General features: G+C 56.1%; 23 protein-coding genes and 2 tRNA genes. 9 read left to right on the plus strand and 16 right to left on the minus strand.

What is annotated here, in order from left to right; genetic code table 11:
• Positions 1-35: 35 nt before the first annotated feature.
• Positions 36-2,741 carry a valine--tRNA ligase gene (locus NY406_RS06345; protein ID WP_260533283.1) on the minus strand — a complete coding sequence of 902 codons (2,706 nt, stop codon included), beginning with the start codon at positions 2,739-2,741 and terminating at the stop codon, positions 36-38.
• A gap of 91 nt (positions 2,742-2,832) precedes the next feature.
• Entirely contained in the window at positions 2,833-3,510 is a 678-nt protein-coding gene (gene clpP, locus NY406_RS06350; RefSeq protein WP_260533284.1) for an ATP-dependent Clp endopeptidase proteolytic subunit ClpP, read from the minus strand.
• Between the two features lie 209 nt (positions 3,511-3,719).
• Between clpP and thyX the strand changes: the two genes are divergently transcribed.
• Positions 3,720-4,376 carry an FAD-dependent thymidylate synthase gene (thyX, locus tag NY406_RS06355; RefSeq protein WP_260533285.1) on the plus strand — a complete coding sequence of 219 codons (657 nt, stop codon included), beginning with the start codon at positions 3,720-3,722 and terminating at the stop codon, positions 4,374-4,376.
• A 73-nt stretch (positions 4,377-4,449) separates the two neighbouring features.
• Here thyX and accD read toward each other — a convergent pair whose 3' ends face one another.
• Positions 4,450-5,286 (minus strand): acetyl-CoA carboxylase, carboxyltransferase subunit beta, encoded by an 837-nt coding sequence (gene accD, locus NY406_RS06360; protein WP_260533286.1) that lies wholly within the window; start codon positions 5,284-5,286, stop codon positions 4,450-4,452.
• A gap of 91 nt (positions 5,287-5,377) precedes the next feature.
• Between accD and NY406_RS11195 the strand changes: the two genes are divergently transcribed.
• Genes NY406_RS11195 through bshC form a run of 4 tightly spaced genes read left to right on the plus strand, consistent with a single transcriptional unit; the run spans position 5,378 to position 10,696 of the window.
• Positions 5,378-7,318, plus strand: coding sequence for a patatin-like phospholipase family protein (locus NY406_RS11195; protein WP_317618638.1), 1,941 nt, complete (start codon positions 5,378-5,380; stop codon positions 7,316-7,318).
• Entirely contained in the window at positions 7,291-8,172 is an 882-nt protein-coding gene (locus NY406_RS11200; RefSeq protein WP_317618639.1) for an outer membrane protein assembly factor, read from the plus strand. Before NY406_RS11195 ends, NY406_RS11200 begins: the two co-directional genes overlap by 28 nt.
• 30 nt (positions 8,173-8,202) lie before the next feature.
• Positions 8,203-9,000: a 5'/3'-nucleotidase SurE gene (gene surE, locus NY406_RS06370; protein ID WP_260533287.1), complete on the plus strand. Its 798-nt coding sequence runs from the start codon at positions 8,203-8,205 to the stop codon at positions 8,998-9,000.
• 4 nt (positions 9,001-9,004) lie between these two features.
• Entirely contained in the window at positions 9,005-10,696 is a 1,692-nt protein-coding gene (bshC, locus tag NY406_RS06375; protein ID WP_260533288.1) for a bacillithiol biosynthesis cysteine-adding enzyme BshC, read from the plus strand.
• Between the two features lie 71 nt (positions 10,697-10,767).
• Here bshC and NY406_RS06380 read toward each other — a convergent pair whose 3' ends face one another.
• The 3 genes from NY406_RS06380 to NY406_RS06390 are packed head-to-tail and all read right to left on the minus strand — an operon-like array spanning position 10,768 to position 13,147.
• A complete protein-coding gene (locus NY406_RS06380) occupies positions 10,768-11,565 on the minus strand; it encodes a cytochrome c biogenesis protein (protein WP_260533289.1) in 798 nt (265 codons plus the stop codon).
• Positions 11,562-12,806, minus strand: coding sequence for a cytochrome c biogenesis protein ResB (locus tag NY406_RS06385; protein WP_260533290.1), 1,245 nt, complete (start codon positions 12,804-12,806; stop codon positions 11,562-11,564). The genes NY406_RS06380 and NY406_RS06385 overlap by 4 nt, the downstream gene beginning before the upstream one ends.
• A 5-nt stretch (positions 12,807-12,811) precedes the next feature.
• Positions 12,812-13,147, minus strand: coding sequence for a transcriptional regulator (locus NY406_RS06390; protein WP_260533291.1), 336 nt, complete (start codon positions 13,145-13,147; stop codon positions 12,812-12,814).
• Positions 13,148-13,312: 165 nt separating this feature from the next.
• On the opposite strand from NY406_RS06390, the gene NY406_RS06395 reads away from it, so the two are divergent.
• Complete coding sequence (locus NY406_RS06395; RefSeq protein WP_260533292.1) at positions 13,313-13,747, plus strand: heme-binding domain-containing protein; 435 nt, start codon at positions 13,313-13,315, stop codon at positions 13,745-13,747.
• Between the two features lie 128 nt (positions 13,748-13,875).
• Here NY406_RS06395 and NY406_RS06400 read toward each other — a convergent pair whose 3' ends face one another.
• The 5 genes from NY406_RS06400 to NY406_RS06420 all read right to left on the minus strand — a co-directional run bounded on the left by NY406_RS06400 (position 13,876) and on the right by NY406_RS06420 (position 16,616).
• Positions 13,876-14,616, minus strand: a complete 741-nt coding sequence (locus NY406_RS06400; RefSeq protein ID WP_260533293.1) for a TIGR00730 family Rossman fold protein — start codon at positions 14,614-14,616, stop codon at positions 13,876-13,878.
• A gap of 7 nt (positions 14,617-14,623) precedes the next feature.
• Positions 14,624-15,187 (minus strand): aminodeoxychorismate/anthranilate synthase component II, encoded by a 564-nt coding sequence (locus NY406_RS06405; RefSeq protein ID WP_260533294.1) that lies wholly within the window; start codon positions 15,185-15,187, stop codon positions 14,624-14,626.
• A gap of 289 nt (positions 15,188-15,476) precedes the next feature.
• The gene (locus tag NY406_RS06410; protein ID WP_260533295.1) at positions 15,477-15,764 is read right to left on the minus strand and encodes a hypothetical protein; all 288 of its coding nucleotides are present in this window, start codon (positions 15,762-15,764) and stop codon (positions 15,477-15,479) included.
• A gap of 205 nt (positions 15,765-15,969) precedes the next feature.
• Positions 15,970-16,245: a helix-turn-helix domain-containing protein gene (locus tag NY406_RS06415; protein WP_260533296.1), complete on the minus strand. Its 276-nt coding sequence runs from the start codon at positions 16,243-16,245 to the stop codon at positions 15,970-15,972.
• Positions 16,246-16,298: 53 nt separating this feature from the next.
• Positions 16,299-16,616 carry a type II toxin-antitoxin system RelE/ParE family toxin gene (locus tag NY406_RS06420; RefSeq protein WP_260533297.1) on the minus strand — a complete coding sequence of 106 codons (318 nt, stop codon included), beginning with the start codon at positions 16,614-16,616 and terminating at the stop codon, positions 16,299-16,301.
• Here NY406_RS06420 and NY406_RS06425 point away from each other — a divergent pair.
• Both NY406_RS06425 and NY406_RS06430 read left to right on the plus strand, forming a co-directional pair.
• The gene (locus tag NY406_RS06425; RefSeq protein WP_260533189.1) at positions 16,537-16,827 is read left to right on the plus strand and encodes a transposase; all 291 of its coding nucleotides are present in this window, start codon (positions 16,537-16,539) and stop codon (positions 16,825-16,827) included. The two genes, NY406_RS06420 and NY406_RS06425, sit on opposite strands and share 80 nt — an antisense overlap.
• Before the next feature lie 23 nt (positions 16,828-16,850).
• The gene (locus NY406_RS06430) at positions 16,851-17,690 is read left to right on the plus strand and encodes an IS3 family transposase (RefSeq protein ID WP_260533150.1); all 840 of its coding nucleotides are present in this window, start codon (positions 16,851-16,853) and stop codon (positions 17,688-17,690) included.
• A 97-nt stretch (positions 17,691-17,787) separates the two neighbouring features.
• Here the strand turns inward: NY406_RS06430 and NY406_RS06435 are convergent, their stop codons facing one another.
• Complete coding sequence (locus NY406_RS06435; protein WP_260533189.1) at positions 17,788-18,078, minus strand: transposase; 291 nt, start codon at positions 18,076-18,078, stop codon at positions 17,788-17,790.
• On the opposite strand from NY406_RS06435, the gene NY406_RS06440 reads away from it, so the two are divergent.
• Positions 17,999-18,928 carry a type ISP restriction/modification enzyme gene (locus NY406_RS06440; RefSeq protein WP_260533298.1) on the plus strand — a complete coding sequence of 310 codons (930 nt, stop codon included), beginning with the start codon at positions 17,999-18,001 and terminating at the stop codon, positions 18,926-18,928. The genes NY406_RS06435 and NY406_RS06440 overlap by 80 nt on opposite strands.
• A 105-nt stretch (positions 18,929-19,033) precedes the next feature.
• Here NY406_RS06440 and NY406_RS06445 read toward each other — a convergent pair.
• From NY406_RS06445 to recR, 4 genes are all read right to left on the minus strand, one after another.
• Positions 19,034-19,106, minus strand: a tRNA-Pro gene (locus tag NY406_RS06445).
• Between the two features lie 21 nt (positions 19,107-19,127).
• A tRNA-Arg gene (locus NY406_RS06450) sits at positions 19,128-19,200 on the minus strand.
• A gap of 107 nt (positions 19,201-19,307) precedes the next feature.
• A complete protein-coding gene (locus NY406_RS06455) occupies positions 19,308-20,696 on the minus strand; it encodes an FAD-dependent oxidoreductase (RefSeq protein ID WP_260533299.1) in 1,389 nt (462 codons plus the stop codon).
• Between the two features lie 45 nt (positions 20,697-20,741).
• On the minus strand, positions 20,742-21,356 hold the full coding sequence (recR, locus tag NY406_RS06460; RefSeq protein ID WP_260533300.1) for a recombination mediator RecR: 615 nt from the start codon (positions 21,354-21,356) through the stop codon (positions 20,742-20,744).
• Positions 21,357-21,361: the final 5 nt, after the last annotated feature.

The raw sequence follows: 21,361 nt of genomic DNA on the forward strand, positions 1-21,361 counted from the left end.
TTTTCTGTTTTACGCTTAAAAATAATACTAAGCAATCACGAGAGAACTTCGAGGTTCTCTTGCAGCTTCAACACCATTGAGCGCGACTCTTCGAGTTTTTCTTTCTCCTTCGCCACCACATCGGCTGGAGCGTTTGAAACAAACTTTTCGTTTGAAAGTTTTTTCTCCAACGATCCAATGTAGGCAGTGACCTTCGTGATCTCTTTCTGCAGACGCTCTTTTTCCTTTTCGAACGATATTAACCCTTCCAGCCTGATAAAAAGTTCATTGCCATCAACCACCGAAGCTGCCGAGTGGGCGGGTCTTTCGACGCTTTCGCCGAGTTCGACTTCGCACCGTGTCAGGGCAGGAAAAATATTGCGGCCGGCTTCAAGAGCAGCGAGCGTTCCGGGTGAAGATACCCGGATGACCGCGCTGGCTCGCAAATCGTGCGGCACGTTGAAGGCCGAGCGGAGGCTGCGGATTTCCGACACCATGTTGCGCACCAGATCGAAAGCGGCGGCGTCTTCCGCCGTCCACGACGCATCAGGCTGCGGCATCACCTCTTTGGCGATGGTCTCTTCGTTGCCGCGTGGCGCGATGGCATGCCAGATCTCATCGGTAATAAATGGCATGACCGGATGCAGCGCCTTGAGCACTCCTTCGAGCACCGAGACCGCCAGACACACCGCGTGGTGTCCCCGCTCCTCAGAGGTCTCGCCCGCCAGCTCGCTCTTGAGCGCCTCGACGTACCAGTCGCAGTAGTCGCCCCAGAAAAACTCGTGCACGATCTTCACCATGTCGTTCACCTTGAAGCTGGCCATCGCCTGATGGTAGCGTTCGAGCATCGCGTTGTAGCGCGACATGAGCCAGAGTCCGGCGGTGGAGAGCAATGCGCGGTCGGGCGTGAAGCCCGCGAAAGCTTCGACGAACTCCTCGCGGGTGGAGAAGAGCTTTTCGCGCTGCATGAAGACAAAGCGAGAGGCGTTCCAGATTTTGGTGGCAAAGTTGCGGCCAAGCTCGCACTTCTCCTCGCCAAAGAGCACATCCTGCCCGAGCGGCGCGATGTAGACGATGGTAAAGCGCAGGGCGTCGGTGCCATAGGTGTCGATCACCTTGAGCGGGTCGGGCGAGTTGCCGAGCGACTTGGAGAGCTTTCGCCCCTTCATGTCGCGGATGATGCTGGTGAAGTAAACGTCGCGGAAAGGTACGTCGCCCTTGAAGTGCAGCCCGGCCATGATCATGCGGGCTACCCAGAAGAAAATGATGTCCGGGCCGGTCACCAGCGTGTCGGTCGGGTAGAAGGCACGCAGGTCGTCGTTGTCGCTGTGCAGGCCCGTCCAGCCGAGGGTGGTCAGCGGCCAGAGCCACGACGAGAACCAGGTGTCGAGCACATCCTCGTCCTGCGAAAGCTTGTCGGTGCCCGCCAGGTGGCACGCCTCTTCGTACGACGGCGCAACCCAGACATTGCCCTTGTCGTCGTACCAGGCCGGAATGCGGTGACCCCACCAGAGCTGGCGGGAGATGCACCAGTCCTGGATGTTCTCCATCCAGTGGCGATAGGTGTTGATCCAGTGCTCGGGGTGGAAGCGGATTTCGCCGTCGTTGACCGCCTTGAGCGCCGGTTCGGCGAGCGGCTGCATCTTGACAAACCACTGCTCGGAGAGGTACGGCTCGACCACCACGTCAGCGCGTTCGGAGTAGCCCACGTTGTGCTCGTACTCCTCGACCTTGACAAGATGACCCAGCTCTTCGAGATCGGCAACGATCTTGTCGCGGGCCTCGAAGCGATCCATCCCCGCATAGCCGCACTCGTCGGTCATGCGGGCATCCTTGCCAATCACCGAAAAGACCGGCAGGTTGTGGCGTTTGGCCACTTCGTAGTCGTTTGGGTCATGCGCCGGGGTGATCTTCAACGCGCCGGTGCCGAACTCGATATCGACGTAGTCGTCGGCGATGACCGGTACGTGACGTCCGGCAATCGGCACCACCACCAGCTCGCCGATCAGGTCTGCATAGCGCTCGTCATTCGGATTGACTGCGATGGCCACGTCGGCCAGAATCGTCTCGGGACGAACGGTCGCAATCGTAATTGAGCGCGACGGATCCTTGGCGAGCGGATAGCTCACATAGACCAGCTTGTCGCGCCGCGACTTCATGATGACCTCTTCGTCCGAAAGCGCCGTCTGTGACACCGGGCACCAGTTGATGATGCGGCGGCCACGGTAGATCAGCCCCTCGCGATAGAGCGCCACGAAGGTGTTGATGACCGCTTCGGAAGCGCGTTCGTCCATCGTAAAAAGGTTGCGCCGCCAGTCACACGAAATGCCGAGCTTACGGAGCTGGCGCAGAATCAGGCCACCGTACTCCTCGCGCCACTCCCACACCTTGTCGAGAAAATCGTGCCGTCCGAGATCGTGGCGCGTGACCCCCTCCTTGCGCAGCTTCTTCTCCACCACCGTCTGCGTGGCGATGCCCGCGTGGTCGGTGCCGGGCAGCCACAACGCCTCCTTGCCGCTCATGCGGGCGTAGCGGATGAAGATGTCCTGAAGCGTGTGGTTCAGCACGTGGCCGAGCGTCAGGCTGCCGGTCACGTTCGGCGGCGGCATCAGCACCGTGTAGGGCGTCGCGCCGCCTTCGAGCACGCGCGAGCTTTCGGCGTGAAACGCGCCGAGCGCCTCCCAGTGCGCGCTTCGCCAGCGCTCCTCTACTTCGTGGTGGTTATAGGTTTTATCGAGATTCTGCGCGGAATGGTCACTCATGAGTCTGGTTCAAAGCAAGGTTGAAAATTACAGACGCCACCCGGCAAGGAGGCGTCTGAAAATCGTTATGTCCCGATCTGTCCGGCTTATCTCAATCCTCTTTAGCCGGAGCCGGACGTTTCTCGAAAATCTGGTCGATCAGGCCGTACTCCTTGGCCTCGGTGGCGCTCATCCAGCGGTCGCGCTCGGAGTCCTCGCGGATTTTCACCACATCCTGACCGGTATGTTTGGCGAGCAGGTCTTCAAGCAGGTGGCGGATTTTTTCGATCTCGCGGGCCTGAATGAGAATGTCGGTCTCCTGGCCCTGCGCGCCGCCCGAAGGCTGGTGGATCATGATGCGCGAGTGCGGCAGCGAGGCCCGCTTGCCGGTCGTGCCACTGGCGAGCAGGAACGCACCCATGCTGGCCGCCATGCCGACGCACACCGTCGAGATGTCCGGGCGGATGTACTGCATCGTGTCGTAGATACCGAGCCCTGCCGAAACGCTGCCGCCAGGCGAGTTGATGTAGATGGAGATGTCGCGCTCCGGGTCTTCCGATTCGAGGAAGATGAGCTGCGCCATGATGAGACCGGCCACATGCTCGTCGATAGGAGAGCCAAGAAAAATGATGCGCTCCCTGAGCAGACGGGAGAAGATATCGAATGCGCGTTCGCCACGACCCGAGGTCTCGATGACCATCGGCACAAGCTGACTGTTGATGCTGTTTTCAATCGCTCCAGAGTAGAGCTTTTTGGCGTGATGGTCGAAACCGAAATTGATATTTGCCATGTGCGTGAACTTTTTTTGTTGTTGCCCGGCGAAATATACGTTCAAATTCCGCAGAGTGGTTCAATGAACACCTAAAATACAGAGACGGAACAAGATTTCAAGAAATCCGGTTCCGCTTTCCTTAAATTATTACGACAGCACCTCCATCGCCTCTTCGACTTTTGGTATATTGAACGCTTCATACCACCATTCAAGACCGTCAGATAACCATGCAGGTACGCCTCATCTCCGTCACCAACCCGCTCATCGAAATCGACCACCGCCAGCTCACGCCGGAAGGACTCATGGCCTACTGCGCTCGCGTATCGAGCCCGCACCAGGAGACACCGGATTACGAAAAGCTGCTCGCCTACTGCATCCAGAACAAGCACTGGAGCGTCTTCGAGATGGTTGACATGACCGTGGAAATCACCACCTCCCGTGCCATTTCTCCGCAGATTCTGCGCCATCGCAGCTTCTGTTTCCAGGAATTTTCACAGCGATACGCCAAAGCGCAGACCACTGAAAAGTACGAGCCGAGGCGTCAGGATGTGAAAAACAGGCAGAACTCGCTGGATGATCTCGACGAGGCGACCATAAAGTGGTTTGACGAAGCGCAGGACAAAATCGCGCAGCTCGCGTTCGAGAGTTATGAAGAGGCGCTGGAGAAAGGCATCGCCAAAGAGTGCGCCCGCGTACTGCTGCCGCTCGCCACGCAGACCCGGCTCTACATGAAAGGCTCCGTGCGAAGCTGGATCCACTACCTCGAAGTCCGCACCGACCCCGCCACTCAGAAAGAGCACCGCGATATCGCTGAAGCCGTACAGGCGATTTTCACCGAGCAGTTCCCGGTGACAAGCCGGGCGCTTGGGTGGAAAAACGGATGATGAATGAAAAAAGGGAAAAGAATTTCTTTTCCCTTTTCCCTCCCATTCGACCTATCAGTATCTCTTCTCCCCCTCACTTCATGTGCCCGAGCAGCTTGATGAGCTGCGCACGCAAATCCTTGCGGTGGACGATGGTGTCAACGAAGCCGTGCTCCTGCAGAAACTCGGCACGCTGGAAGCCTTCGGGAAGATCGCGTTTGATGGTGTCGCGAATGACGCGCGGCCCGGCAAAACCGATGAGCGCTTTCGGCTCGCTGATGTTCAGGTCGCCGAGCATGGCGAACGAAGCGCTGATGCCGCCCATCGTCGGGTCGGTCATGAGCGAGATGAACGGGATGCCGCGCTCGCCGAGACGCGTCAACCGCGCCGAGGTCTTGGCCATCTGCATGAGGCTGAACGCCCCCTCCATCATGCGCGCGCCGCCGGACTGCGAAATGACAATGAGCGGCGCGTTCAATTCCACACTCCTGTCGGCAGCGCGGGCGATCTTCTCGCCGACCACCGAACCCATCGAACCGCCGATGAAGCTGAAATCCATACCCGAAATGACCGTATCAGAGCCGCCAAGCTTGCCGGTTGCATTCCGGCACGCCTCGCTTTTGCCCGATTTCTGCATCGTGGAGCGAACGCGCTCAGGGTAGTCCTTGGTATCGACGAACTTGAGCGGATCGGCAGCCCTGAGCTGTGCGTCGAACTCATCCCACTTCCCGTCGTCAAACAGGAAGGAAAAATAGAGATCTGGCGAAATGCGGAAATGAAAACCGCAATGCGGACAGGTATAGAGGTGATCTTCAAGCTGTTTTTTGTGCAGAGCAGCGCCGCACGCATCGCATTTCGACCACAACCCTTCCGGGGTATCTCGCTTGTCCTTTGTTCGTATCGAAGGAATCGCCCGTTTGAACCAGACCATTTTTATTATTACCTCTAAAGAGTTTACATTGAAATTTAAGATATAAACTCGACACGATTTCCCAAAAAACAGGCTGTGCCCGGAGTCCCTTGTGAACCGCAAACGACAGCAGCTTTTGCATCTCTCATTTTTACGACCGTTTGTAAAGCTGGCTCTCCTGCTCCCGATTGCCGTTGTCGCCATGCTGCCGCTGCGCGAAGCACGAGCTGCCGCGATCATCGTCTGGCCCGACACGCTCGCGACACCAAATCACCGTTACGAAATTCTTCCGGCCATGCGCCCGCTGCGCAAAACCGTCGGGCTGGCCCTGTCGGGAGGCGGGGCGAACAGCATCGCCCAGATCGGCGTGCTCAAGGCGCTGGAGGAGGAGAACGTGCCCATCGACTTCATCGCCGGAACCAGCATGGGCGCTCTGGTCGGCGGGCTGTACAGTTCGGGCTACACCGCCGCGGAACTTGAATCGCTGGCACACGCTCTCCCCTGGCAGAAGCTTGTTTCGCTCGATAACGAAGCGCCCAGAACCAACACCTATCTTGAACAGAAAAGCATCCGGGACCGCGCCTCCATCGCCATCCGTTTCGAGAAATTCAAGCTGGTCGTGCCCAAATCGCTGAGCGCGGCACAAACGCTCACCCGAACCATCGACCTGCTTATACTGAACGCCCCCTATCACACCGGTCACTCGTTTTCCGACCTGCCTGTCGGGTTCCGGGCGATCTCTACCGACCTGCTGTCGGGTCGCCGTGTGACGCTCACCTCGGGGCCGCTCTCGGAGGCGATGCGCGCCAGCAGCACCATTCCGATTCTCAATCTGCCAACCGAACGGAACGGCCAGAAGCTGGCCGACGGAGGGCTGGTGGCCAACCTCCCCGTCGATGAGCTGGATCATTTTGATGCAGGCTACAAGGTGGCCGTGGACACGCATGGCAGGATGTACACCGACAGCGGTGAAATCGACGTACCGTGGAAAGCCGCCGACCAGGCGATGACCATCCTGACGCAGATTCAGTACCCGCAACAGCTCGAAAAGGCCGATATGGTCATCACCCCCGACATCAGCAACCACAAGGCGACCGACTTTTCAGACATTGGCGAAATGATTGCCGCCGGTTACGCCAAGGGCCGCCTGCTCGCCCCGGTCATCAAACGGAACATCCAGATCAGTCCGCAAAACGATATCGATATTGCCGGATTCAGTAAAAGCATCGAGGGCTTCCCGAATGCAGCGGAGTACATCGAACAGGCGAGAACGGCGAGGGCCATCGTACGCAGCGAAACCCGTGTCAAAAAAATCCTGAACGAACTGCTTCAAACCGGCCTTTTCACACGGGTTCACGCCCGGCTCGACCGCCGCGCGAAAAGCGTAGCGTTCGTGCTCGAACCGCTGCCGAGGATCGAAAAGATCGAGGTCACAGGCGGCCCGGCCAGTGCGGTTCCGGAAAAAGCGATCGATAACGCATTCCTGCCGCTAAACGGAAAACTCTACACCAGCGAGGTCGCAACCCGGTCACTTGAAAAGCTGATCCGGCTTTACCGCGACAAGGGGTACAGCCTCGTGGGCATCGAACACGCCGCTGTCGCAGGCAAGACGCTCACCGTTCAGCTCACTTCGGGCAAAATTGACAAGGTGGAGATCGAGCAGGACAGAAAGCTCACCAAGCCGTTGACCGTCCGGCGGGAAATGGCTGTCGATTCCACAAAGGCATTCCGTTATGCGGATGCTGAAAAAACGTTCGACAACCTCTACGGAACCGGCGTTTTCAACCGGGTCTCGCTGAGCACGGAAAGCCCCAGCCAGCAGGAACAGGGCAGCAACGGCACGCTCCACGTCCAGCTCGACGAGAAACTGCCCTCGGTTCTGCGCATCGGCGTGCGCTATGATGACACCTCGAATGCCCAACTCCTGCTCGACTTCAGGAATGAAAACCTCTATGGCACCGGAAACTCTGCCGGAGGATGGGCTAAAATTGGACAAAAAACAATCGCTTTAATCTTGAATTCAGCATGCCCCGGATCGGAAGCACACCGCTGACCATGTTCACAAGGGCGTTTTTCGATCAGCGTGACTTCGAAACACGCCAGCTGGCACTCATCGGGCAATCAGGCTTGCAGTACACCGGAGAGGCCCGCTCGCTCGGCATCCAGCGTTACGGCATTACGACTTCGTTCGGCACCCGAATCAGCAAGAATGGCCGTCTGGCGGCGGACTTCACTTTACAGAATGCCCAGTCGTATATCAGGGACAACATCGATGAGCCATTCGCCACCGGAAACGTCAACCTCGCATCTGTTGGCGGGCAGTTCACCTTCGACAATCGTGACAGTTCATTCCTGCCTTCGGGCGGACGATATACGAATATCCGGTACACATCGACCTCCGCTCTTCTCAACAATGCGGAGAGCTTCTGGCAATTCTCGGCGTTGCATGAGGAGAACTTCTCCATCACTTCAGCCACCACGCTCCAACTGACAGCCCTTGCCGGAACCAGCAGCAAGGCGGTTCCGCTTTCGGAGAAATTCTTCCTTGGCGGAACGGGCAATTCGTACAGCTACCGTTTTATCGGACTGAAAGACAGCGACCTGATCGGCAACAACATCGCCGTTGCCGGAGCCATGCTTCGCTACAAAGTCCCGATGCAACTCGTGTTCCCGATCTCGCTCACGCTGTCGTACAACATCGGCAATGTCTGGGAGCGGCGAGCGCAGATGTCGATCGGCAAGCTGATTCAGGGCGCAGGCGCTGGAATGGTTTGGGATACGCCGATCGGTCCGGCGCAGTTCACCGTCGCAAAGCCGTTCGCCTTTGAGAACGAGGAAGTCAAGGATAACGCCAAAATAGATTTCTCCGAAACAGTGTTCTATTTCAGCCTGGGCCATGACTTCTGACATCATCTGAAACCATAACATCGACACCTTTTGACGACAAGCACCAAACCGCAGAAACCGCATATTCTTGTCTGTAATGACGACGGCATCGAAGGCCCCGGTCTGCACGCGCTAGCTGCCTCGATGAAAAAGCTCGGCTCCGTGACGGTGGTCGCGCCCGCCGAACCTCAAAGCGGCAAAAGCCACGGCATGACTCTTGGCGAACCGCTACGCATCCGGAAGTACCAGAAAAACAACCGTTTTTTCGGCTATACTGTCTCCGGCACGCCCGTAGACTGCATCAAGGTGGCGCTGAGCCACATCCTTGACTCGAAACCCGACCTCATCGTTTCAGGCATCAACTATGGCAGCAACACCGCCATGAACAGCCTCTATTCCGGAACGGTAGCCGCCGCCCGCGAGGGAGCGATCCAGAATGTGCCGTCACTCGCCTTTTCGCTGACCACCTACGAAAACGCCGACTTCACCTACGCAGCCAAATTCGCCCGGCAGCTGGCGCGCGAGGCGCTTCAGCGGGGAATGCCGCCCGACACCATTCTGTCGGCCAATATCCCCAACGTACCCGAAAAAGAGATTCGCGGCATCCTGTTCACACGCCAAGGCCGCTCGCGATGGGAAGAGGCGACCATTGAGCGGCACGACATGTACGGCAATCCCTACTACTGGCTTGCCGGCTCTCTCCAGCTACACGACAATGATCTCGCGGAGGACGAATACGCTGTGCGGCACAACTATGTGGCCGTCACGCCCATCGCCTGTGACATGACCGATCATCGCTTCAGAAGCGAACTCGAAACCTGGAGACTCCAGAACACCATCAAGAAGTAAGCGCGTGAACACTTTTCTTATCAACTACCAGCGCATCCAGACGCCAAAAAAGGGTTTTTCGAAGCTTTTCTGCGACTATACCTCCGAAAGCGAGGCGCGAACAAAGCTGCTCGCGAACTGCTTCCATCTCGACTACCGCAAGGACGCCGACTACTACCGTCACCTCGGCCTTCTTGCATCCCGCAACTTCAGGCGTGAGGCTCTGGTGGAGTTGCTGACGAGACAGAACACCCTGTTCGGCGGCTCGGAACGCCAGCAGCGCGAAATCGAAAAGCTGCGCTCGCCGCGCTGCATGGCCATCGTCACCGGCCAGCAGACTGGCCTCTTTACCGGCCCGCTTTACACCATCTATAAAGCGCTGACTGCCGTAATTCTTGCCCGCAAGCAAAAGGAACTGTTCCCCGAGTATGACTTCGTGCCGCTCTTCTGGATCGAAAGCGAAGACCACGATTTCGACGAAGCCTCATCGACCGTGCTCTTCTCCGGCAGCGGCCTCGAACAGATCACGGCGGAAGGCGCGCACCGCCTCCCCGACCAGATGGCCGGCTCGACACTGCTCGGCGCGAGTATCGGCGAGACGGTTTGCCAGTTCCTCGACCTCTTGCCGGACACGGAATTCAAGCCGGAGATCGCTGAACTGCTCCGAGCCTGCTACGACCCCGGCATCACCTTCGAGATCGCCTTCGCACGCACGATGAACCGGCTCTTCAGCGACCACCCGCTGATCCTCATTTCGGCAAACGACCCGCGCTTCAAGCAGCTGGCCGGCGAAGTGTTTTGCAGGGAGATCGAAACCGCGCCCGCCTCTTCATACGATGTGGTGGCACAAAGCTCGATTCTCGAATCGATGGGCTACCCGGCGCAGACCAAGCCGCGCGCGGTCAACCTCTTCTACCTCAACCAGCTCGGCCAACGGCTGAAGATCGAACAGCCATCGCCCGACAACTTCCTCGTCCTGCCAGACCGCCAGCGCTACACGCGCCACCAGCTGATTGAAATCTGCCAGGATCAGCCCGAAAAATTCAGCCCGAACGTCATCCTCCGCCCGATCGTGCAGGACACCGTGCTGCCCACCTTCGCCTACATCGGCGGCCCCGGCGAAATCAGTTACCTGGCGCAGTTCCGCAAGGCCTACGAACACTTCGATCTTGTAATGCCTTTCGTGATTCCGCGCGGCAGCTTCACGCTGGTCGAGCCGAAAATTGCCCGCACGATGGACAAAGTCCTCAAATCCACCGGAAGGCCGAGCTTTTCGCGAAGACAGGTGTACGAAGCGGTATTCGAAGATGTGCAGGAGCTGCGGAAATCGATGGTTTCAGGCGGCGATAGTGTGGACATCGACGCGCTGTTCGAGCAGGTGGAATCGGAGGTCGCTCACTCACTCTCTACGCTGGAACCGATGCTCGTCAAGATGGATCCGACCTTGCAACCAACCCTGGCGGCTTCATCGGGCCAGATTGCCAAAATCATCGACAACATCAAGGAGAAAACATACCGTGCAGGCAGGCGAAAAAACGATGAGCTGCTGCAGCAGCTCGACAAGGCGGAGCTGAACCTGTTCCCGAATGGCAAGCCGCAGGAGCGAAGCATCAACATCTTCTACTACCTCAACAAATACGGCCCGTCGCTGATTGGCGAACTGGTCAGAGTGCTCGAAGGATACTCGACGGAGTCACATCTGATCGTGGAGCTGTAAAAAAAGAAAAAGGACGAAGAGAATCGCAAAACCCTCTTCGTCCACTACCGGTTACTTGCCGTTTCCCGGCCTCAGCCTGAATAGGTGTGCACGCTGTTCTGCGCCGAGGGGAGGTAGTTCACGCCGAACCAGCACACCAGCAGCACGAAAAACGCCATACCGAGATACCACTGGAGCTTGCGCGGATCGGTCTTTCGCGCCACGAGGTGCAGGTAGCCGAGGTAGGCCAGCCACGAGATGAAGGCCCAGGTCTCTTTCGGATCCCAGGTCCAGTAGTGCCCCCACGCCTCCTTGGCCCAGAGTGCGCCGAAAATCAGGCCAAAGGTGAGCCACACAAATCCAAGCAGGGCGAGATAGTGAGACATCGACTCCCCCTTTGTAGAACGCTTGCCACGGAAGTTGAGGAAAACGTTGTGCCAGCCGGAGACCGCCGAGGCCGCCAGCAGCACGTAGCCTACCAGATAAACCACCACGTGCGGCACGAACCACGGGCTCTGCAACGCAGGCATAAGGGCCTTCTCGAAGACGTCGGGGTGCATGTAGTTGACACCGAGAAACACCGTCGCCAGCCCCATGCAGTAGTACTTGAGCCAGCCGATCTTGTAGCGGTACTCAACCAGGAAACCGACGGCAGGAATGAGCGTCGCATACCAGAGCCTCGTTTCACCAAGTGTGCGAAGCGGCGGACGATCGAGAGCTATCCAGTAAGAGGCTAGAAACCATACAAGAACCAAGGTTCCTGAGAACATGAAAAGCCAGGAGAGGGTGCATAACACCTTGGAGTTTTTCGCCGGAATCTGCAAGAGGCTCCCTACCGCCCAGCACACGACCGCCGCGAGGGCTATTGCCGGAAATTCTACCAGGGTCATGCCTCCTCCATCTTTTTAAAGCCTTTCCAGAAGTACAAAACGTTGCCAGCCATAATCATGAAGAATCCAAGATAGACCGCGGGCAGCCACGGGTCCCGCACCGCCTCGACGAGGCTCAGCGTTGACCAGCGCCCGGCGCTCTCGTCATACCCCGACTGGTAAAGCTTCCATCCGTGAAAATCGACCGGCTTGTTCACTTCGAGCGTTTCCGTTATCCGCTCGCCACCAGCGCCGATCAGCGTGACCTCCGACCGGAACGCCTTGGGCGCGCCATCGGCCATAATGATGAAATAGCTGCCCATCGGCACGAACAGTGGCTTCACCGTTGGCCCGCCGGAGCTGATCCAGTGCTCAGAAACCTTGCCGTTTTCATCGATCCTCACCCGGGCAAAAGCCACTCCTTTCTTGCCGTCAACCACTACCGGTACGCCATCCGCACCAGGCATTGCGTTAGGCAGATAGTCGAGCACAGTCACCGAACCGAGGCCCGGCCACTCGCCCCTGACCCCTTTGGCGATTTCGGGAACGAGCTTCGATTTCGGCTCGACAAGCCGGTCATGCTCGGGATCGTACAGGGCGAATTTTGGCGCATACTGTTCGATCTGGAAATCTTTCAGGTAGATCGAAAAGGGCAGATGAATCGCCTCTTCGGATTCGCGATTGTACGCCACGTCGCTCGCCTTGCCTTCATACAGCGGCACGACAAGGCGTTCGAGCTGCGTCGTACCGAGCAGACCGCAGGAGAGCGCGATCCAGAAGCCGCCGTGAAAAAGCATGAACTGGAGGTTGGCGACTCTGAACGGAATGGTCTTCCAAACCAGCGAGAGGCCGAGATTGAAGAGAAAAAGCAGCGTGACCAGCGCGAACGGCCAGCTCGAAAACATACCGTTCAGCCGCAGCATGGCCACGATCGAGCCAGGCGGAAACTTGTCCTGGGGCAACACGCCGCCAACGAGGGAGAGCAGGGCGAGACCGATGATCAGGCTCAGCCCCAGCGGAATGCCGCCAAGCCACGCAACCAGCGGATGCTCCCGGTAAATCAACCCGACGGCGAAAATCAGCCCGCCGAAAAAGAGCAGAAACACAAGATTAAAGGGCCAGCCTGGTATGTCGATGCCGCCGCCCGACGAGAGCAGCTCTATACCGAATCCGGCCAGAATAACCACCAGAGTGAAAAACGCCGCCTCCATGAAACCGACCGGCGCCGAACCGGCTTTTACAGAATTCTTACTTCCAGACATATAATTCAACCTGCTGTTCCATCTCCACAACTGCCACCGATTTCCGTATCGTCTTTTTTCAGTATCTGACAACATTTGCAGACAATGGAGTACAACTCCGGTTCTGCCGCGCCGTCACGGAGCTTGTCCACGGCGTTACCAATCTCCTGCTTGTACACGCGGGACTTGATGTTCTGCCCGCCTCGCTTTTTGTGCAGATACTGAGAGACCGCCGCCGGCGTGACCCCCAGCATTTTGGCAGCACTGGACTGAGTCATGCCCGTTTTTACCAGCTCTTTGGCCAGATCCGCCCTGATTTGTGGCAGATAGTACCATACAGCTTTTTCACATGGAAAAATCATCGATAACTTGTTTTCTTGATGGTGTTGAGTAAAAGTGAGAACCGGTTACGGGGCAAATCCAAACCCTACCCGGCAAGAAACACCGGTACCTTGTAATGTATTACAAATTCTTTTAACCTTGTTACCACTCCATAACTCTCAGATTTTTCAATGGCTGCGAACAAAATGAATAACAAAAGCGGCATCGTCGCCGGCTGGATCATCATCGCATCGATTCTGATCCAGTTCATCCCGCTGAGCCGGATCGATCAGCCCTCGAAACTGCCGTCGCAAATTCCTGTCAGCGTACTTGCCGTTCTGAAATCGCATTGCTTCGACTGCCACTCCAGCGAAACAAGATGGCCGCAAACCGCTTACATCGCACCGCTCTCGTGGTATGTCACCGGCAAAGTCCGGCAGGCCCGCAATGCACTGAACTTTGCGCGCTTCGACGCACTTCCGGACGCGGATCGCCGCGAGATCGCAAGAGCGGCATCCAGACTCGCCGGTTCGGACGGCCTGTCCGCACACGGCGCGATTCCGGGATTTCCGCCGATCAGGATGACCGAACACGAAAGAAAAGTATTGGCCGAATGGGCAACAAATAACAATCGTGAATAATTTAACAGGATAAACAATTCATCGCATTGAGAAAAGGATGCAATGCCAAAAATTTTTACCCCGTTAAAAAAAATTCGCCTCAAAATCGAAACGCAATGCGGTAGCGTGAGGGCGAATGGAGTACCAGACTAAAAGTTGATGCTGTACCCTTCGGGATAGAAGCTGAGAATGATTTCGATGACCTTGGCAGGATCATCCTCGATAAAGATGAAGTCGAGGTCTGACTCGCTAATGAAGCCGTTTTCGTCGAGCATCCGTTTTTTGATCCAGCCGTAGAAGTCGCCCCAGTAGTCGGCGCCCATCATGATGACCGGAAATTTCTGGCTCTTGCCGGTCTGAATGAGGGTAATCGCCTCGGAAAGTTCATCGAGCGTGCCGAAGCCGCCCGGCAGCACGATGAAGGCCTGCGAGTATTTGAGGAACATCACCTTGCGAATGAAAAAGTACTCGAAGGTGACGAGTTTGTCGTAATCGATGTAGCGGTTCGGGCGCTGCTGGTTGGGCAGTTTGATGTTGAAGCCAACCGATGCCCCCCCTTTGCTCTGCGCTCCCCTGTTGGCCGCCTCCATCGCGCCGGGGCCGCCACCGGTGATGACGGCAAATCCGGTTTCGGCGAGCAGCTTTCCCATCGTTTCGCCAAGCTGGTACTCGGCGTCACCCTCTTTGACCCTTGTGGAGCCGAACACCGTGACCGCCGGGCCGATGTGCGACATGGTTTCGAATCCGTTGACGAACTCGGCCATGATCTTGAACACCCGCCAGCCGTCGGCCATGAACTCTCTGCCCGGCAGGAGCGATAACTCTTCCGAAGTAAAGGGTTTCGGTGGCGGTACGGTCCACCCCTGCTGTTTGCGTTCGTGGTCGTTCATGTGGCAATCAGAGTTCGAGGAAGTTCCTGATGAGGTCGTGCCCGACGGAGGTCATGATCGATTCGGGATGGAACTGCACGCCGTACAGGCCGAATTCGCTGGACTGGAGACCCATAATGACGCCGTCTTCAGTCCATGCCGTGATTTCAAGCTCTGCTGGCAGGCTTTCGCGCTCAACGACGAGCGAGTGGTAACGGGTTGCCGTAAAAGGATTGGAAAGACCGCGGAACACACCTTTGCCGTCGTGATAAATCTGCGAGGTCTTGCCGTGCATGATCTGCCCGGCGCGGACGACCTTGCCGCCGAGTGCTTCGCCGATAGCCTGGTGGCCAAGGCAAACGCCGAAGAGCGGAATTTTGCCTTTGACGGCGTTGATGAGCGGAATGGAGATGCCCGCATCGGCAGGCGTCCCTGGCCCCGGAGAGATGACGATCTTCTCCGGCTTCAGCGCCAGCGCCTGTTCGACGGTGAGTTCATCATTCCGGTACACCGCCACCTCGGCTCCGAGTTCGCCGATGTACTGGACAAGGTTGTAAGTAAACGAGTCGTAATTGTCTATAACAAGAATCATAAGAGCACGTAAAACACTATTTTATTGAGACTTAAAGAATTTCTTTCAGATGACCGCCGCATCGACACCTCGTCGGCTCCGCTGGCGGACTTCAAGACGCAATATAGTTCCGTTTCGGCTCGAAACTCAAATGTGTTGTTAAGTTGGAGGGGGGGGAGTGTATGGGCTGATGGAAAGAGAAATGTGAATCAGAACAGTCGATAATGTATGCGCGATTGCCAAAAGCGAAGTGCATTTGCAATAGCATACACATAAAAAAAGTTATCACTTTAGCCTTTTTTTATGGACATCATTCTTTTTCCCAATTTGCATTCAGCATTCTATTTATGTTAAACGAATTAACAGTCCAATTTCCACTCAAGTTTTTACTCCAAAAACAAATAGCCCCTTCGCTTTCAGACAGATATCCAGAATTAAAAGACTTTATGGAGTATGAGATACATTCGTTACCTTGACTCTCTAAAAGTTGGAAAATCATTTCATCTTCTCTTGTTATTTCTATAATATCTTCAGCTCGCTGTTTTTCTGTCAACAACGATAGCAGCTGCTTAAGCTTATCTATTATTTTTTGATCCATTTCAATAATTTTTTAATTGACGATTCTAAGCACAAAAAATATTCCTAAAACCCGTAGCAAACAAAAACGTGACGCATTATGACCTTCAGATCGGCCGTCGGTAACACAACGACATCGGCAACACATCGACACACTTGAGCGAACGCTATGCACCCATGCGGGAAATCATCGATGGCTGGCGGCTGAGCATTGACAAGCGGCACCCTCACTGAATTGTAACGTGAAGTTTTTTACCCAACGCTTCTGCATAGTTATACAGCGTCGAGAGCCGGATGTCATCGGCGTGATTCTCAATTCTCGAAATCGCCGACTTCCGGGTGTTCAATTTTTTGGCTAACGCTTCCTGGGTAAATCCAGTATTCTTTCTCGCCTCTTTTAAAAGCACTCCGATTTTAAACTCCTCATAACCTTTATCGAAGGTCTCGGCAAATTCAGGATCGGTGTGTTTGCGCTTCTCGATTGCACGTTGCAGGTCATCCATTGCTTTTTCTCCTTAGATATTCACTCTTTCGTTGTTCCGCCAACGCTATCTGTTCAGGCGAAGTTTTTTTGCGATTTCTTGGCGAACCCATTGATCAAAATCACCAGATTGCCGTCATCGAACAAGCCAAGCAGCCGGAACTCATTGTTACCTTGCGTCACCCGAACTTCCCAGATTCCATCGGTGTTTTTCAGCTTCTTGAAATACTCTGCCGGAACTAACGACAACTGAGATACTCCCCAAAAATAGGACGGCTGGTTAAATTGGATCAACAAAAACCCAGCAGTCACTATGAAACAAACACGCCGCAAGTTTACGCCTGAATTCAAAACAAAGGTCGTCCTGGAAGCCCTCAGTGAACGGCTTCCCATGGCAGAACTCGCCCAGAAGCATGAGCTTCATCCGAACCAGATCACTCAATGGAAACGGGAGTTCCTCGACAAGGCCTCCGATGTCTTTTCGAAAGGTGAAAAGGCTAGGAAAACCGAGCAGGATTATCAGCAGGAGAGCGAAGAACTCTACAAAACCATCGGCCAATTGAAGGTTGAGGTCGACTGGCTCAAAAAAAAATTGCAGTCGTAAAATCGCTCTCGGAACGACGCTCCATGGTTGAGAAAGAACATAGCGGTATCAGCATGCAACGCCAGTGCGACCTGCTTTCGATCCACCGATCAGGCCTGTATTATCAGCCGATAAAGACCTCGAAGCTGAATCGTGAGCTCATGCGGCTGATTGATGAGCAGTACCTGCTGAGGCCATACTACGGCGTTTACCGTATGTGGCAATGGCTGAGTATGGACAAAGGCTACAAGATCAACCTCAAACGGGTACGGCGGCTCTATCGCCTTATGGGTCTGGAAGCCATCGGCCCCAAGCCGAACACCTCGAAACCGGCGCCGGGCCATAAGGTCTATCCGTATCTGCTCCGGGGACTTGCGATCAAGCACAGCGACCATGTTTGGGCAACTGATATCACCTATGTGCCGATGGCCCATGGATTCATGTACCTGATGGCCATCATCGACCTGAAAAGCCGCTATGTGCTGAACTGGTCGGTGTCGAATACCATGGATGCCAAATGGTGTGCCGAGGTCTTGCTTGAAGCCGTGCGGTTGCACGGGGCACCCAAGATTCTCAACACCGATCAGGGCAGCCAGTTCACCAGCGAGGTCTTTGCCGAAGCCGTCATCACAGAGTCCAAGTCTGCACTCTCCATGGATGGCAAAGGCCGAGCAATTGACAACGTCTTCATCGAACGGTTATGGCGGAGCGTCAAGTATGAGTACATTTACCTGAACCCACCAGCCGATGGTCTCGAACTCTACAAAGGCCTGAAGCATTGGTTCAACGACTACAACACGGTTCGTCGCCACAAAGCGCTTGATGGTCAGGTTCCGGCAAAAGTCTATTCTGCCAATAAACGACTGATTCCGAAAGCCGCATGAACAAACTTATTTTCTCTCGATAGCTGTCCTATAACTGGGGAGTACCTCATACCGCTATGTTCTTTCTCAACCATGGAGCGTCGTTCCGAGAGCGATTTTACGACTGCAATTTTTTTTTGAGCCAGTCGACCTCAACCTTCAATTGGCCGATGGTTTTGTAGAGTTCTTCGCTCTCCTGCTGATAATCCTGCTCGGTTTTCCTAGCCTTTTCACCTTTCGAAAAGACATCGGAGGCCTTGTCGAGGAACTCCCGTTTCCATTGAGTGATCTGGTTCGGATGAAGCTCATGCTTCTGGGCGAGTTCTGCCATGGGAAGCCGTTCACTGAGGGCTTCCAGGACGACCTTTGTTTTGAATTCAGGCGTAAACTTGCGGCGTGTTTGTTTCATAGTGACTGCTGGGTTTTTGTTGATCCAATTTAACCAGCCGTCCTATTTTTGGGGAGTATCTCATCATTTTCGTGGATCGTATGGCGCGAAAGCGGCAATCCCCCTCTACCGAACTTCCAACGCTTCGGAGGCGAACATTCTGCCGGGCTTGCTCGACCTGCTGGGCTCAGCGTACGGGCGCACGGTAACACCGGAAGATTTTCTCGCATACGTCTATGGCGTGCTGGCGCAACCGGCATTCACGGCGCAGTTCCACAAAGAACTCGAAACCCGCGAGCTGCGCGTGCCGCTCACCAAAGACGGCGAGCTGTTCGAGCAGGCGCGCCGCATCGGCGCAAAGCTGCTCTGGCTGCACACCTACGGCGAGCGCTACGTGCCTGATGGCCGGAAAAGCGGGCAGGTGCCGAGCGGCGCGGCAAGATGCACCAAAGCCGTACCCGGCGACGCCGATGGCTATCCCGAAAAGTTCGAGTACAACGAAGCAACGCACACGCTGCACGTCGGCGGCGGCGAGTTCACGCCCGTTTCGCAGGATGTGTTGGCGTTTGAAGTGTCGGGACTGAAAGTGGTGCAGTCGTGGCTGAAGTACCGCATGAAGAAAGGGGCGGGCAAAAAATCCTCGCCGCTCGACGACATTCGCCCCGAACGCTGGACAAGCCAGTTCACCACCGAACTGCTCTGGGTGCTCGAAGCCACCATCGACGGCTACCCCGCCCAGGCCGCACTGCTCGATGGCATCCTCACCAGCGACTGCTTCCGCGCCGACGAACTCCCCGCCGTGCCGGAGGTTATGCGGAGTCCGAAAAAAGCGAAATCTTCGAGTGGAGGCCTGTTCGATTTCGAGGAGTGAGGGGTGAAAAGGCTGTCTCAAAAGCCAAAGCGGATGTACTAATCCATCCGGTCCGGACAGAAAAGAAAAAGGCAGCTACAGTACCTGCTGTAACCGCCTTTGGTGTCGGGGTGGCGGGACTCGAACCCACGACCTCTGCGTCCCGAACGCAGCACTCTACCAGCTGAGCCACACCCCGATAGTGCCCTGTTGAACCTTGTGCCCTTGGACAGATTCGAACTGCCGACCTTCAGTTCCGGAAACTGCTGCTCTATCCACTGAGCTACAAGGGCCTGATGACCCGAGGATCATTCAAACAGGAATGCAAAGATAACATTTAAATTGACAAAAAGAACAAATTTAAAACGTTATCGAAAAGTTTCAGGAAATTTTTCGAGACTCAATGGCCGTTCCCCGAAGCCGCCTTCACAAGCGCATCGACCGCCAGATTGGCGCTCATCACCGCCCCACCCATCGAATCGTAATAGAGCTGTTGCGAAAATCCGCCCGCGATGAAGAGGTTGCCGACCGGCGTCTTCTGCGTCGGGCGGTACTGCTCCATACCAGGCAGCGGCGCATAGACCGAACGGGGAATCTTGACCAGCGTGGACTTGAGGATTTTCGCCCCCTGCGACTCTTTCGGAAAGTTAGCCCGGACACTCCGGTCAACCCGCGCGATGATCTCCTCTTTGGTCAGCCCCATCAGCTCACGCGCAGGGGCGACGCAGAACTCGAAGCGCGTCTTGCCCTCGAAGCGCTCGCCGCGCAGCGTGCGGTAGTCGGGCGTGGTGCGGGAGAGGTTCGCGTAAACCGGAATGACGCCGTCCGGGCTGAAGAGCACGTTGTCGATCGGCGTGATCTCCCTGTCGTACCAGAGCTGCACCGAGATGACCGGCACCCCTTCGAGCCTGTCGAGATCGCCGAAAAAGCGGTCGTGCTGCTTGAGCGACGACGGCAGCACTTTGCAGAGATTGTGGATCGGCAGCGCCGCGACATAGTAGTCCGCGTCGAGAATCTCGCCATTGCGCAACTGCACGCCGCGAATCTGCTGGCCGTCGAAAAGCAGCTCATCCACCGTGATGTTGTTCTGGAACACCGCGCCCCGCTGCGTCGAATAATCGACGAGCGGCTGGTGCAGGTACTCCTGCGGCGAACCTTTCAGGAAGCCCATGCACGACGAATCGGGAATGCGGTAGAAGGTCTCGGTGACGTCGAGAATGATCTTGGCCGAAATCTCCTCCGGCGGAATAAACTTAAGCGCGAGCGCCATCGGGCGGAACATCTTTTCCATCAGCCGCTTGCCGAATTTTTTCTGCTCGGCCCACTCGGCGAAGGTCAGATGATCCTGCGTCGGCGGGTAGTTGGCTTTCTGGAGCGCCAGCGGAATGAGCGATTTCGAAAAAGAGGCCATCTCTCCGATGGTGAAGTAGCCGTTCTTGATGATCGCCGGAAGCAGGTGCAGCGGGCTGGGCAGGTCCCAGGTGTTGAAGGTGAAGCTGTTGCCCCCTTCGAGCGTGTAGGTGAGCTGGTGCTCCTTCCAGCTGACGGCATGGTAGGTCTTGATCTCCTTCATGAGATCATAGAGCACGCTGTACGCGCCGAAAAAGCAGTGGGTGCCGGACTCGATCCAGTCTCCCTCTTCGTCTTTCCAGGCCGAAACCTTGCCGCCATAGATAGGGCGTTTTTCGAGCACCTTGACCTGAAATCCGCGATCAACGAGCCGCTTGGTGGCGGTGAGACCCGCAAGTCCGCCACCGATGATCAAAACCTTTTTTTTCTCTCCGTTCATTACTAACGAGTATGACTGAATAACTGTTATTGCAACTGCGGCGGCTCAAATGGCCGAGCGCCCCTCCATCGCCCGCGAGAGTGTCGCTTCGTCGATGAATTCGAGTTCCGCGCCGACCGGAATGCCTCTGGCGATGCGGGTGACGTTGATGCCGAGCGGTTTGAGCAGTTTACTGATGTACAGTGATGTCGTTTCGCCCTCGACGGTGGGATTGAGCGCGAGCACCACTTCGCGCACGCCGCCGGTCGAATCCACGCCAATGCGGGCGATCAGCTCGCGCACCTTGATGTCGTCGGGGCCAACGCCGTCGAGCGGCGAAATCACCCCGTGCAGCACGTGGTACAATCCTTTGTAGTGTCCGGTTTTCTCGAAGGCGAGCACCTCGGTGGGCGATTCGACGACGCAGATGACCGTGCGATCGCGCCCGGTCGAAGTGCAGATGTGGCAGGGGTCAACGCCGAGATCGGTGATGTTCTGGCAAACCGAACAGCGGATCACCTTCTCCTTGACGTCGATCAGTGCGCTGGCAAGCTTTTCGACCTCGGAGCGCCGTTCGTGCAGCACATGCATGGTGAGGCGCTGGGCTGTCTTGCGGCCAATGCCGGGCAGCTTCGCGAACTCTTCGATAAGCGCCTCAACGGCTCCTGAGCTGTAACGCATGAACC

It is taken from the genome of Chlorobaculum sp. MV4-Y, from assembly GCF_025244685.1.
In the GTDB taxonomy this organism is placed as follows: Bacteria; Bacteroidota; Chlorobiia; order Chlorobiales; family Chlorobiaceae; genus Chlorobaculum.